Origin of the sequence: Ancylobacter mangrovi, from assembly GCF_024752355.1 — a bacterium.
Lineage (GTDB): Bacteria > Pseudomonadota > Alphaproteobacteria > Rhizobiales > Xanthobacteraceae > Ancylobacter > Ancylobacter mangrovi.
On the sequence record NZ_JANTHZ010000002.1, the window covers coordinates 21200 to 35090 of the forward strand.

The following is a 13891-nucleotide window of genomic DNA, read 5'->3' on the forward strand; positions in this document are numbered from 1 at the left end:
GTCACAGCACGTAGCTCAGCGGCTTGCCGCTCACCGGGTGCGCGATCACGCCCATCGGCAGGCCGTAGATCGCGGCGAGCCGCTCGGGCTGCATCATCTCCTGCGCCGGGCCGTGGGCGACGAGGCGCCCGCCGCGCAGCGCGATCAGTTCGTCGCAGGTGCGCGCCGCGAGATTGATGTCGTGCAGGATCACGATCACCGACATGCGCTCGCCCTCGTGCCCCGCGCACAATTCGCGGATGATGGTGAGCACCTCCATCTGGTGGGCGATGTCGAGCGCCGAGGTCGGCTCGTCGAGCAGCAGGCAGCCCGCGCCCTGCGCCAGCATCAGCGCCAGCCAGGCCCGCTGCCGTTCGCCGCCGGACAGGCTGTCGACGGCGCGGTCCTCGAAATGGGCGAGGCCGGTGCGGCGGATGGCGGATTCGACCATGCGCCGGTCCTCGGCGCCGAAGCGGCCGAGCGCGCCGTGCCAGGGATAGCGGCCGAGCGCCACCAGCTCGCGCACGCTCATCCCGTCCGAGGGTGGCATGAACTGGGGCATATAGGCGACACGGCGGGCGAAGGCGCGCCCGCGCCACTCCTTGAGCGACTGCCCCTCGAAGCGGACCTCGCCGGTGCCGGGCGCGAGCTGGCGGGCGAGGATCTTCAGCAGCGTGCTCTTGCCCGAGCCGTTCGGGCCGATGAGGCCGTAGACCCGCCCCGCCGACAGCTCGAGCGAGAGCGGCGCCAGAATCTCGCGGCCGGCGACGTGGAATCCCACCTGCTGCATCGACCAGAGCGGCGCCTTTGCCGAGGCCGCCGAAGCGTCGGGATTCAAGGCGCCGGAAGCGGGGAAGGTCTCCCTCCCCGCTTCCATGTCCGGCCGGCCGGCGATGTGTCGGGCGTGGTCTACCATCGGTAGGAGAGCGTCCCGATGATGGTGCGGCCGTCGCCATAGTAGCAGCCGAAATAGCCGCAGCCCGACACATAGGTCTCGTCGGTCAGGTTGTTGACGTTGAGCTGCGCCTTGAACGGGCCCTTCTCGTAATGGATCGCCGCGTCCAGCAGGGTGTTGGAGCCAAGCAGGATGCTGTTGTCGTCCAGCGCGTAGCGCTCGCCCACATAGCGCACGCCGCCGCCGATGCCGAAGCCGGCGAACTGGCCGGTCTTGACCGTGTAGTCGAGCCAGACATTGGCCATGTTCTCGGGCACGTTGGCCGGCCGGTTGCCGGCGTTCTCGCCCTGGGTGATCTCCGCGTTCATGTAGGTGTAGTTGGCGATCAGGTTCAGCCCGTCGGCGAGGCCCGCCACCGCCGTCAGCTCGATGCCCTTGACGTTGATCTCGCCGATCTGGGTGTCGTAGCTGACCCCGTCGATGAGCTGCGAGGACAGCACGTTGGACTGGGTGAGGTCATAGGCGGCGGCGGTGAAGAAGCCGTTCCACCCGGCCGGCTGGTACTTCACGCCGAGCTCGTACTGCTCGCCCTCGGAGGGCTGGAACGGCGCGCCGCCGAGCACCGTCGGCATGTTGCCGATCACCGGCTCGAACGAGGTCGAGTAGCTGAAATAGGGGGCGAGCCCGTTGTCGAACAGGTAGGTGAGGCCGACGCGCCCGGTGAGGGCGCTGTCGTCCTGGTCCTGCTCGGTGGTGCCGTAATTGGTTACCTGGGTCGAATCGGTGCTGACCCAATCCTGCCGCAGGCCGACCGTGAGCAGCCACTTCTCGAAGCGGATCTGGTCCTGCGCGTAGATGCCGGTCTGGCTGATCGTGCCGTCGGTGTGCGAGGTGTACCACGGCGTCGAATCGATCGGCTGGTTGTACACCGGGTACAGCACGTTGATGGACGGCGCGTTGCCGAAGGCGGTGGTGTTGTTCTCGTCGTAATGGCGGTAGTCGATGCCGAGCAGCAGCGTGTGGCCGAAGGCGCCGGTCTGGAAGTCGCCCTCGAGCTGGGTGTCGACGTTAAAGGTCTGCTGGCTCTCGTCATTGTCCGAGGTGCCGCGCTGAGCGACCAGCGGGTCGCTCGTGCTCAGCGCGCTGTAGTAGAGGCTGTTGTAGTCCCAGTCGAGCACGGCGTAGCGCGCGTTCTGGCGGAACTCCCAGGTGTCGTTGAAGCGATGCTTGAACTCGTAGCCGACGCTGCCGAAGGTCCGGTTCGAATCGTCGTAGTCCGGGTCGCCGAGGAACAGGCTGCGCGGCAGCCGCAGGCCGCCATCCGCGTCCACCGTGTACTCGACCGGCAGGCCCACCGGCGTGCCGGACTGGTCGTACTGGATGTTGGCGAGCACGGTCAGCGAAGTGTCCTTGGACGGCTGCCACGTCACCGCCGGTGCGAAGAACAGGCGGTCGTCGTCCACATAGTCGGTCTGGGTGCCGCCATCGCGCGCGACGCCGGTGAGGCGGTAGGCGAAGTCGGAATCGGGCGCCAGCGCGCCTCCGACGTCGAAGCGGGCGGTATAGCGGTCGAAGCTGCCCGCCTCCGCCTGCGCCTCGGCGAAGTTCTCGAAGGTCGGCCGCTTGGAGATCATATCGACCAGGCCGCCGGGATTGCCCTGCCCGTAGAGCACGGAGGCCGGGCCGCGCAGCACGTCGACGCGCTGCAACCCGTAGGGCTCGATGGCCGGCGCGCCGGCCTCGCGCATCAGCTTCAGCCCGTTGAGATACATGCTGTTCTCGGCGGAGAAGCCGCGGATGATCGGCGCGTCGAAGCGCGGGTCGGTGCCGTAGGGCTGGGAGACGACGCCGGCCGAATAGTCGAGCGCCTGGCCGACGCTCTGCACCGCGCGCGCATCCATCTGATCGCGGGTGATCACCGAGATCGACTGCGGAACCTCGATCAGCGGAGTGCTGGTCTTGGAGCCGGCGGTGGAGCGGCGGGCGACATAGCCGTCGACGTCGTCCTCCGGCGTTCCCGTACCCTGGACGTCGATCTGTTCGAGCTCGATCGCGGCAGACGCGTCCTGCGCCCTCGCCGTTCCAGGCCATTGGAGGGCCGCCACGCCGCCCAGCAGCAGTGACGCCATCGCCGCGCCGCACCGTCCACGCATCCCGATCCCCATCCCGTCAATAGCAGTTAAGATGAATTACAAAGTTTAAACCGCAGGCTGGCGCGGCTTCGCCGCTTCATAGCAATGGAAATCATTACGCTCTTGTCCGATCCTCTTGCGTTTTGACCATTCATGCTCTGTATTGGCTATGAGACGATAGATCTAGGCACAACAATGGCGCCGGGCGCTACTTATAGTAATTCAAATCTATCGTTGCCCGTTGCCTATCTTTCCGGACACCGAGACGATGACCTTCCAGCCTCGCATGACCTCCACCGTCGAAGGCATCACCCTTCTCGAGGACCTGCGCTGGCGGCGCTGGAACGGGGTCATCGCCGATGTGTGGAACGTGGAATGCGCGGCGGGGGCGAGCGGCCACTACGTCTCGCGCGACGCGCGGCTGTTCGTCGTGCTGGAGCGCGAGGGCTCGCCCTCCGACGTCCAGCTATCGGCCGACGGCACGACGCGGATGGTCCGGCGCACGCCGCACCGCATGAGCTTCGTGCCGGCCGACATGCCGCTGTGGTCGCGGGTCGAGGAGCCGGTGCGCGTACGCCATCTCGACCTTCATTTTCATGCGCCGACGCTGAGCGAGCGGCTCGGCGAGGACCTCGACCCGGCCCGCCTCTCGGCCCCGCGCCTCGACTTCCTCGACGAGCGCATCTTCGCCCTGTCGCGCATGATCGCGCATGAATGCATGGAGCCGGACCGCCATCACGACCTCTATGGCGACGGGCTGACGCTGGCGCTGTTCATCGACCTGCTGGAGCTCGGCCGCCGGCCGACCGCCGGCGAGGCGGCGCGGCGCGCCCTGCTCTCCGCAAGGCAGCTGCGGCGCGTCACCGATTTCATCGAGGCCAATTGTGCGCGGAACATACGGCTGCAGGAGCTGGCCGATCTCACGGGCCTGTCGCAGTCCTATTTCAGCCATGCCTTCAAGGCGGCGACGGGAGTGCCGCCCTATCAGTGGCATATGAAGGCGCGGCTGCGGAAGGTGCAGGCGTTGCTTGCCGACCACGACCTGCCGCTGACCGAGATCGCCGCCTCGACCGGGTTCGCCGACCAGGCGCATCTCACCCGCGCCTTCCGCCGCCTCACCGGCTCGACGCCGGCGGCCTGGCGGCGCGCTTATCGAAAGTGAGTCGGTTTAAGCGCTTCGGTGCTCGCAATAACGTCGACGAAATCCTGCGACCGGGAGAAAATCGTTGCTGTCATGCATGTAATCGACCTGGATATTTGCTCATATGCGCTGCTTTGCGACGGATAACGATTTGCCTTGGTAGGGCGCGATGTTGGATCCAGAATTTATCGGCAGCAATCTGAACGCTTCGCCGACGTACCATGTCTCCCGCCAGATGTAAGCCAGTCCAGCATCAGGGGCAGGCTCAATCAATGATCGAAGGGCGGAACTTATCCGTGGCAGGAAGTCAGGGGAGGACGTCACATCACGTCGCATCGCTGATCGAGTTCAAGCTTGAGGCGGTGAAGCTGGTGAAGAATCGAGGCGTTGCGGTGGCGTAAGCAGCCCGCGACCTCGACGTCCACGAGAATGTGCTGCGCAAATGGGTGCGCGAGCTATCGACGGATCCGCAGCATGCGTTTCCCGGCCATGGTCAGCTGAAGCCGGAGCAGCAGGAGATTGACCGGCTGCGCAAGGAAGTGGCGAAGCTGAAAGCGGAGCGCGACATCCTAAAAAAGACCGCAGCCTACTTCGCGAGGGAAGCGATATGAGGTTCGCTTTCATCGCGAGGCACCGGAACATCTGGCCGGTGGCATGGCTGTGCGACGCGCTGGATGTCTCCCGCTCGGGCTTCCACGCCTGGCTCAACCGCAGCCCCAGCGCTCGCTCGCGGCACGACGAGGTGCTGGTGACGGCGATCGATCGCAGCTTCAAGAGTAGCGACCGAACCTATGGTGCTCACCGCGTCTGGCATGACGTGCTGGCCGAGTGCCTGTCCTGCGGTTTGCATCGCGTCGAGCGGCTCATGCGTCAGAACGGGCTGCGTGCCCGGCCTCGGCGTCGTGGGCTGCCTAAAGACACGGGCAAGCGAGCGGTGGTGTCGGACAACATCCTCGACCGCGCTTTCGAAGCCTCGGCCCGGAACCAGAAGTGGATCGCGGACTTCACCTACATCTGGACCGCCGAAGGTTGGCTCTACGTTGCCGCCGTCGTCGACCTGTTCTCCAGGCGCGTCGTCGGCTGGGCGATGAAGGCCGAGATGACGGCACAGCTCGTCACCGACGCTCTCATCATGGCGATCTGGAGGAGAGGCAAGCCCGACAGCCTGTTGCACCACGGCGACCAGGGCAGTCAGTATACGAGCGAACAGTTCCAGCGCCTGATGGCCGATCACGGCATCACCTGCTCGATGAGCCGGTCAGGCAATGTCTGGGATAATGCCGCGATGGAGAGCTTCTTCTCGTCACTAAAAACCGAGCGGACAGCCCGCAAGGTCTACAGGACGAGGGATGACGCCAGGGCCGATGTGTTCGATTACATCGAGCGCTTCTACAATCCCCGGCGACGGCACTCGACACTGGGCTATATGAGCCCCGTCGAGTTCGAGGAGAAAGCTATGTTAGCTTAACCCCGTGTCCGAAAAACCGGCAGCAGGCCATCCGAAATGCCGCAAACCGTAAGCCGCCGTTGGCGATGATCGGCGAAATGCTGCTGCGGCAATGAACGTACCTCCCTGCCGCTCTTCGCTCGGCTCGCTCGGAGGCGCCCTTCGATAGGCGTTTTTAGCCATGTGACGAAACCTCATTCACGAGTCCGTCGACGACGCTGCTTTCCTTGCCTACCTCAGGGACGGTCAATTTCGCGGCCGGCGGAAAAGAGCCCGTCGGCGCAGCCTGTTGTGCCGTGGCCAGCCGGCGCCCCCCCGATATCCACCGACCGCACCCGAACAAGGCTTGTCGGCCGGCGCGGAGCGGGTAAACGATTGTCGATTGGAGACATGAGTGGCCCTTAAAGCACTTCATGCAACGTGGTGATCGAGAATTGCCGGCAGGGCGCAGCGAAGATACCCGGAGAACCCGGCCATCGGCGAACAAGCCCACCATGTCGCGGCGGGTGCCGTTCGCGCATCAGGTGGCGAACGATCTGCGCGACCGGATCATTCGCGGAGACTTGCCGCCGGGAGGTCGGATCGTGGAGCGCGCCCTGTGTGAGATGCTCGCAGTCTCCCGCACGCCGCTGCGCGAGGCTCTGAAGCTGCTCGAGGTCGAAGGCCTGGTCGAATTGTCTCAGAACAAGGGCGCTCGGATCATGTCCTTCACGCCCGAGGAAGCCTCGAATCTGTTCGAGGTCATCGCGGGGCTCGAAAGTCTCGCCGCCGAGATCGCCGCGACACGTATCGAGGCTGCCGACCTCGACCGGCTCGACGACATGCATGCGCGCATGCTGGTGCACTACCGGCTGCAGGAAAAGGATCCCTATTTCGAGCTCAACAGCACCATTCACGACACGATCGTCAGGCTCTCCGGCAATCCGATCCTCATCGCCACCCATTCCAACCTGATGCTGCGGGCACGGCGCGGGCGCTACATGGCGATCATCGACCCGCTGCGCTGGGAAGAATCGGTGAACGAGCATGAGGCCCTCATGGCCGCGCTGCACGCTCGCGACGCCGAGGCCGCGCGTCGGGTCTGGAAGCGCCATCTTCTGCGCACCGGAGAAACGGTCTGCGTGGTCCTGATGGAGGCCGGCGGTTCGCAGGTCGCCGCCGCGGACGACATGGCCACCTGACGCGCGACGGCCCCCCACCGACCTCCGGCATGCTGAAATAGTTGGCAGGGTTCGCGGCCCTTCTCACGGCCGGCCTTCGCCCGCCCGAACCGGGCATGCGCGGCCAACGCGGCGAAACCACACTCAAAATCTCCCGCCACGGACATCGGGAGACCTCGCCATCATCAGGCTAGAGCCGGGAAACGTGCCTCGAGAGCAGGCATCGCTGCACAATCATTTGGCGGGTTCTGACTGGCGATTTCAATTTAAGTTATTGTATAAACTTAGATAAATCAGATGGCATTCAATCTGATGCTCGCCCAGCCCGCCACCGAAAGCCTTGAGACATAGAGAGATTTTCATGTCATTCCGCCTTTCCGCAGCTGGCGCTTCCCGACGCCGCTTGCTCCAGATTTCGGGTCTGTTCCTCGCCATTGCGACGGCCCTGCCCGTCGGTCTCGCCGCCGTTGCGAACCCGGCAAGCGCCGAGCCGCTTACTCTCGACGCCATCAAGAAAGCGGGCGTCGTGCGGGTGGGGGTCGAGGCCTCCTACCGGCCGTTCACCTTCCGCGACGACGCCGGCAAGATCGTCGGCTACGATCTCGATCTCGCCGAACAGATCTTCAAGCCGCTCGGCGTGAAGGTGGAATTCGTCGACACCGCCTGGGCCGGCGTCATTCCCGCGCTCTATGCCGGCAACTTCGATGTCATCATGACCTCGCTCACCTACACCAAGGAGCGCGTCGCCAAGGTCGGCTATTCCATTCCCTATACCGAGGCGACGCAGGAGATGCTGATCCGCGCCTCCGACGCCGACACCATCAAGAATCTCGACGGCATGGCCGGCAAGATTCTCGGCGTGAAGCTCGGCTCGGCCGGCGACACGATGAAGACCAAGCTCGAAGAGAAGCTCAAGGCCGATACCGGCAAGGGCTTCGCCGAGGTGAAGACCTATGACGATCATCCCTCGGCCTATCTCGCTTTGTCGCAGGGCTCGGTCGACGGCGTCATCAACTCGCTCGCCACGCTGACCCAGGTGGTGAAGGACGCCCCGGGCAAATACGCGATCGTGCGCGATATCGGCCCGCGCAACTGGGCGGGCATCGGTACCCGCAAGGAAGACACGCAGCTGATCGACTTCCTGAACGAGCGCATCGAGGCACTCAAGGCGAATGGCGAGATCTACAAGCTTCAGGAAAAGTGGTTCGGCACCAAGATGAAGCTTTCCGACAAGATCCCCGACTTCTCCTGAACGCCTGTGCGGGGCGGGTGAAGCGCCCGCCCCGCCAGTTCGGCCGGGTCCCTCCGGCCCCTCGATCGCGGATACGAGGCAATGACGATAGACTGGGCCATCGTCGAGATGGCCATTCCTCTTCTCGCCGTCGGCACGGTGATGACGCTGAAGATCGCGTCGGTCGCCGCGCTGCTCGGCCTCACGGGTGGCATTGCCCTCGGCCTCGTCTCGCTGGGCGGATGGGCCTGGATGCGCTGGCTGGTGCGCGGCTATGTCGACTTCATTCGCGGCACGCCGCTGCTGATCCAGATCTTCATCGTCTTCTTCGGGCTGCCCCTGATGGGCTTCCGGCTCGGCGAATTCTGGGCGGGCGTGATCGCGCTCTCGCTCAACAGCGCCGCCTATATCGCCGAGATCGTGCGCGGCTCGGTCGGCTCGGTCGAGAAGGGGCAGACGGAGGCGGCAAAATCGATCGGCATGACCCAGGGCAAGATCCTGCTCTACATCCTGCTGCCGCAGTCGATCCGGCCGATGCTCCCGGCGCTGACGAACGACATCATCACCCTCCTGAAGAACACCTCGCTGCTCTCGGTCATATCTGTCTACGAGCTGACACGCTCCGGCCAGGCGATCGTCGCCTCGCATTTCGCGCCGCTCGAGATCTTCGCCCTCCTCGCCATCTATTACTACGCCATCATATCCGTGGTTTCGTGGATCTCGCGGGTGATCGAACGGCGCCTGCCGGCCTGGTGATCACGATGACAACTGACACGCATCCCGCCGCCGAACACCGGACGCGCGAAAAGCCGCTTCTGTCGGTGCAGGGTCTCCGAAAGAGCTTCGGCGAACGCGAGATCCTCAAGGGTATCTCCTTCGACGTCATGTCCGGGCAGACACTGGTGCTGATCGGCCCCTCGGGGTCCGGCAAGACCACCGTTCTGCGCTGCCTGAACTATCTGGAAACGCCAACCGCTGGTGCCATCGAGCTCGCGGGCGAGCCCGTCGGCGGCGCCTATGTCGGCGAAGCGGCGAAGTGGGCTCCCTTGCCGGAGCACCGCCTCGCCCTCCAGCGCAGCAAGTTCGGCTTCGTCTTCCAGCGCTTCAACCTGTTCCCGCACCTGACCGCCCTGCAGAACGTCGCCATCGGTCCGCGCAAGGTGCTCGGTCTTTCCCGCGCGCAGGCTGAGGAACGCGCGGCCGAGCAACTCGCCCGCGTCAGCCTCGCCGAGCATATGGACAAGCGCCCCTCCCAGCTTTCGGGAGGGCAGCAGCAGCGCGTGGCGATCGCGCGGGCGCTGGCGATGGAGCCGCGCCTCATCCTGTTCGACGAGCCCACCTCCGCGCTCGATCCCGAGCTCGTGCATGAGGTGCTCGACGTCATGGGCGACCTCGCGCGCGAAGGCATGACGATGATCGTCGTCACCCACGAAATGGGCTTCGCCCGCCGCGCCGCGGACAAGGTCATCTTCATGGCCGACGGGCACATCGTCGAGGAAGGCCCGCCCGAAGAAGTTTTCACGGCGCCCCGCGAGGAGAAGACGCGCCGTTTCCTCACTCACGTTCTCAACCGGTAGACCCATGTCCAACCCGTCTTCCGACCAGCTCTACGACCTGGTCATCACCGGCGCCACCGTGCTGACAGGGGCGCCGGCCGGCCACGTCATCGACGACGCCGTCATCGCGGTCTCGAACGGCCGCTTCGCCCGTATCGAGCCCGCCGGCGCTATCGGCGCTCCGCTTCGGGCGCGGCGTACGGTGCATCTGCCGGGCCGCGTGATCACGCCCGGCCTCGTCAATGTCCACACCCACGCCAATCTCTCCATGGTGCGCGGCGTCGCCGAGGATCTCGGCTTCGCGCCGGCCTATACGCCCGGCATCCCCCAGGGCCACATGGTGACGCCCGAGGAAGCGTATGCGATCGCCCGGCTCGGGGCGCTGGAGGCGCTGCTCTTCGGCTCGACGCTGATCAACGACACCTTCGTGCACGCGGACATCGTGACACCCGCCATGGCCGAAATCGGCCTGCGCGTATGGTCCTGCGGGCGCATCCACGATGTCGACTTCTCCGGCGTATCCGTGGGGCGCTGGGACTATGTCGACGCCATCGGCGAGAAGACGCTGCAGGACGCCATCGACCTTGCCGAGCGCTTCGAGGGCAAGAGCGGGGGACGCATCGGCGTCCAGCTCGCAGCCCACGCACCGGACACCTGTTCGACGCCGTTCCTGCGCCGTATCGCCCGGGCGGCGGAGGAGACCGGGCTTCGCGTCACCACTCATCTGTCCCAGAGCAAGGTCGAGCTCGCGCGCATTCGCGAGCGCGACGACAAGAGCCCGCCCGAACTACTCGACGAGATCGGCCTTCTGAACGAACGGCTGACGGCGGCGCACTGCATTCACGTCAGCGACAGCGACATCGCCCGCATCGGCAAGGCCGGCATCCATGTCGCACACATCGCCAAGGGCAACGCCACCGGCGCCACCATCGCGCCGACCCACAAGCTGCGCGCGGCGGGGGCGAAGCTTGCCCTCGGCACCGACAACATGCACGCCGACATGGTCGAGGTGATGCGCTGGGCGCTCGCGGTCGGGCGCATCCAGCTCGGCGCGGTGACGCCGGACTGGCAACCCGCCACCGTGTTCGAGATGGCGACCATGGCCGGTGCGCGCGCCATGGGGCTGGAGGAGGAGATCGGCAGCATAGAGGTCGGCAAGCAGGCGGATTTCGTCGCCTTCGATTTCCGCCAGCCGCATCTGACGCCGGCGACCAACCCGCTCGGCAATCTCGTCCATGTCGCCCAGGGCCGCGACGTCGAGCTGGTGGCGGTCGGGGGCGAGGTCATGGTGGAGGGCGGCCGGCCGACCCGCGTCGACGCGGAAGCGATCCGCCGCGATGCCGCCGCCGCCATCGCGGCACTGTGGAAGCGGGCGCGCGAGGGCTGAGCGATGCGTATCCTCCTGATCAATCCCAATACGTCGGTCGCCATGACCGAGCGCATGGTGGCGAGCGCGCACGCGAACCTCGCCCCCGACGTCGAGCTCGTTCCCATCACGGCGGAAGAAGGCGTGCCCTATATCGCCAGCCGCGCCGAAGCGCAGGTCGCCGGCACCACCACGCTGGAGCTGATCGCCCGGCACCAGCAGGGCATGGACGCGGTCGTCATCGCCGCCTTCGGCGATCCCGGCCTGATCCCCGCGCGCGAACTGTTCGACCTGCCTATCACCGCCATGGCGGAGGCGGCCATGTTCACCGCCTGCATGCTCGGACCGCGCTTTTCGATCATCACCTTCTCCCACGCCCTGACCGCCTGGTACGAGGACGCCGTCGCGCTCAGCGGCCTTCAGCCGCGCTGCGCCAGCGTCCGCGTGCCGCGCGCCACGTTCCGCTCCGTCCACGACGTGCAGGACGAACTCGAGGGTGATCTCGTCGCGCTCGCCTGCCGCACGGTGGAGGAAGACAAGGCCGATGTCGTCCTGCTGGCCGGCGCGCCGCTGACGGGCCTGGCCGCGCGGATCGCCGACCGCGTGCCGGTGCCGCTGGTCGACCCTCTGGACGCAGCGATCGGGCAGGCTACGCTGCTCGCACGGCTGCGCACCCGCCCGGCATCGGCCGGACGCTTCGCGCGCCCGGGCCCCAAGCCGGCCGTTGGTCTCACGCCGGCGCTGGCGGCCTGGATCGAGCACCGGAGCGAGGCGGCGGACCGGTCGGTGCCGCCGGCACGGCAGGAGGCGAGCTGAGCCATGTTCGACACCATCATCCGGGGTGGACGGATCTCGACCGCATCCGACACCTTCTTCTGCGATGTCGGCATCACGGACGGGCGCATCGCCGCACTCGGTGCGGATCTCGGCACCGCCGCCGAGATCATCGACGCCAGCGGCAAATGGGTGCTGCCGGGCGGCATCGACAGCCATGTCCACATCTCCCAGCCTTCCGGCGAGGGGATCGTGATGGCCGACGATTTCGAGAGCGCCACCCGTTCCGCGGTGATCGGCGGCAACACCACCGTCCTGCCCTTCTGCATGCAGGAGCGCGACGTGCCCCTGCGCGAGGCGGTGAACGCCTATCACGCCAGGGCGGACGGCGAATGCTACACGGACGTCTCCTTCCACCTCATCATCTGCGACCCGACGCCCGCCGTCCTCGGCCAGGAGCTGCCCGCGCTGGTGCGCGACGGCTACACCTCCTTCAAGGTGTTCATGACCTATGACGGACTGGCGCTCACGGATCGGCAGATGCTCGAGGTCATGGCCGTGGCGCGCGAGACCCGCGCGCTGGTCATGGTCCACGCCGAGAACTACGACATCATCCGCTACCTGACCGACCAGCTCGAGGCGGGCGGACACACGGCTCCGCGCTTTCATGCCACCTCGCGTCCGGTCATTGCCGAGCGCGAGGCGACCTATCGCGCCATTTCGCTCGCCGAGCTTTCCGACGTACCGCTGATGGTGGTCCACGTCTCCAACCGCGAGGCAATGGACGAGATCCGCCGCGCCCGCCGGCGCGGTCTGAAGATCTTCGGCGAGACCTGCCCGCAATATCTCGTCCTGACCGAGAACGACCTCGATGGCCTCAACATGGAGGGCGCCAAATACGTATGCTCGCCCCCGCCCCGCGACGCGGCGAGCCAGAAGGCATGCTGGGAAGGGATCGAGCAGGAAATCTTCTCGGTATTCTCGTCCGATCACTGTCCGTTCCGCTACGACGACCCTCAGGGCAAGCTCGCACCCAGGGGCCGCACCAGCTTCCGCTGGGTACCCAACGGGATACCGGGCGTCGGGGCGCGGCTGCCCATCCTGTTCTCGGAGGGAGTGATGAAGGGGCGGATCGACATCAATCGCTTCGTCGCGCTCACCGCCACCAACCACGCCAAGACCTACGGCCTCTATCCACGCAAGGGCACGATCGCGGTGGGCGCGGATGCGGACATCGCCATCTGGGACCCCGACCGCCGGCAGAAGCTGACCCATGCGATGCTCGCCGATGGCTGCGACTACACCCCCTATGAAGGCATCGAGATCACCGGCTGGCCGGTGACGACGCTGGTACGCGGCAAGACGATGGTGCGCGATGGCGATCTGATCGGCCGGAAAGGCCACGGAACCCATCTGACGCGCGCCATCAGCGCCTACGCCTGAGCATCCCGAAGGCGTCACTTCAACCCGGCAGACGAGCGCCGGTCGTCGCGATGCGCCATGGCGGCACACCTCTCGACGCCGGCAATCAGCAGGATATCGCCCGGCGAGCGTCCCTTGCCGCGCTCAGCGTGGCCGTGACCAACTCATCCCTGCCCGGCCTCCGCGCCATCAGGCAGCCCATGGCCCGAGGCTTTCAGCCACCTCGGCGACACGCTGCGGGCCGCCGCGTCCCATCCAGACAGCCGCGGCACAGGCGGCGAAGAGCTTCTGCACGCGCATATCGGTCTCGTCGTAGATGTAGCGGGCCTGCGAGGCCGTGTTGAACATGCCGATCACGTCGCCATTCCACATTACCGGCACATAGATCGAGCACCCCACGCGCCCGGACTTGATGATCTGGCGAAAGATCTTGTCCTCATCGGTATTGCGCACCACGGCCGCCTGTTTGGTCTGCACCGCATGACCCGGCCGGCTGTCCGTCACCGAGATGCGCGCGCGGCCAAGCCCGAAATTATCGGCAAAGACGATCATGTGGTCGCGGCTCGGGGCAATGAAGAAGCAGGCCGAGACGATGAACTGGGTTTCGCCCGGCTTCAGGGCGCCAGGCAGATTCACCGCATCGGGATCACCCAGCAGGCCGCGCGTGGCATTGGTGAAGTGGCGCACCCCCTCCTCGGGATCGGTCTCGCGCCACGCCGCCTCATTGGCATCGTGAAGCACATCGAGGGCGCGGGCGTGGAAATCGGCAGAACGTGTCATCGCAAATC

General features: G+C 66.0%; 11 protein-coding genes and 1 pseudogene. 9 read left to right on the forward strand and 3 right to left on the reverse strand.

Annotated features, from left to right (window positions below):
• Window position 1: 1 nt before the first annotated feature.
• Both NVS89_RS05470 and NVS89_RS05475 read right to left on the reverse strand, forming a co-directional pair.
• Window positions 2-769: an ABC transporter ATP-binding protein gene (locus NVS89_RS05470; RefSeq protein WP_258732345.1), complete on the reverse strand. Its 768-nt coding sequence runs from the start codon at window positions 767-769 to the stop codon at window positions 2-4.
• A 119-nt stretch (window positions 770-888) separates the two neighbouring features.
• Entirely contained in the window at window positions 889-3003 is a 2115-nt protein-coding gene (locus NVS89_RS05475) for a TonB-dependent siderophore receptor (protein ID WP_258731560.1), read from the reverse strand.
• Between the two features lie 271 nt (window positions 3004-3274).
• Here NVS89_RS05475 and NVS89_RS05480 point away from each other — a divergent pair, with 271 nt between their 5' ends.
• From NVS89_RS05480 to hydA, 9 genes and pseudogenes are all read left to right on the forward strand, one after another.
• Window positions 3275-4168: a helix-turn-helix domain-containing protein gene (locus NVS89_RS05480; RefSeq protein WP_258731561.1), complete on the forward strand. Its 894-nt coding sequence runs from the start codon at window positions 3275-3277 to the stop codon at window positions 4166-4168.
• 317 nt (window positions 4169-4485) lie between these two features.
• Window positions 4486-5615: pseudogene (locus tag NVS89_RS05485) on the forward strand (IS3 family transposase).
• 392 nt (window positions 5616-6007) lie between these two features.
• The gene (locus NVS89_RS05490; RefSeq protein WP_258731562.1) at window positions 6008-6775 is read left to right on the forward strand and encodes a GntR family transcriptional regulator; all 768 of its coding nucleotides are present in this window, start codon (window positions 6008-6010) and stop codon (window positions 6773-6775) included.
• Window positions 6776-7157: 382 nt separating this feature from the next.
• Window positions 7158-8006 (forward strand): transporter substrate-binding domain-containing protein, encoded by an 849-nt coding sequence (locus tag NVS89_RS05495; protein ID WP_258731563.1) that lies wholly within the window; start codon window positions 7158-7160, stop codon window positions 8004-8006.
• 81 nt (window positions 8007-8087) lie between these two features.
• A complete protein-coding gene (locus tag NVS89_RS05500; protein ID WP_258731564.1) occupies window positions 8088-8741 on the forward strand; it encodes an amino acid ABC transporter permease in 654 nt (217 codons plus the stop codon).
• Window positions 8742-8746: 5 nt separating this feature from the next.
• Window positions 8747-9562 carry an amino acid ABC transporter ATP-binding protein gene (locus NVS89_RS05505; protein ID WP_258731566.1) on the forward strand — a complete coding sequence of 272 codons (816 nt, stop codon included), beginning with the start codon at window positions 8747-8749 and terminating at the stop codon, window positions 9560-9562.
• A gap of 4 nt (window positions 9563-9566) precedes the next feature.
• Complete coding sequence (locus tag NVS89_RS05510; RefSeq protein WP_258731567.1) at window positions 9567-10928, forward strand: amidohydrolase family protein; 1362 nt, start codon at window positions 9567-9569, stop codon at window positions 10926-10928.
• Between the two features lie 3 nt (window positions 10929-10931).
• A complete protein-coding gene (locus tag NVS89_RS05515; RefSeq protein ID WP_258731568.1) occupies window positions 10932-11723 on the forward strand; it encodes an aspartate/glutamate racemase family protein in 792 nt (263 codons plus the stop codon).
• Between the two features lie 3 nt (window positions 11724-11726).
• The gene (gene hydA, locus NVS89_RS05520; RefSeq protein ID WP_258731569.1) at window positions 11727-13124 is read left to right on the forward strand and encodes a dihydropyrimidinase; all 1398 of its coding nucleotides are present in this window, start codon (window positions 11727-11729) and stop codon (window positions 13122-13124) included.
• A gap of 168 nt (window positions 13125-13292) precedes the next feature.
• Here the strand turns inward: hydA and NVS89_RS05525 are convergent, their stop codons facing one another.
• Window positions 13293-13883, reverse strand: a complete 591-nt coding sequence (locus tag NVS89_RS05525) for a GAF domain-containing protein (RefSeq protein ID WP_258731570.1) — start codon at window positions 13881-13883, stop codon at window positions 13293-13295.
• Between the last annotated feature and the right edge of the window lie 8 nt (window positions 13884-13891).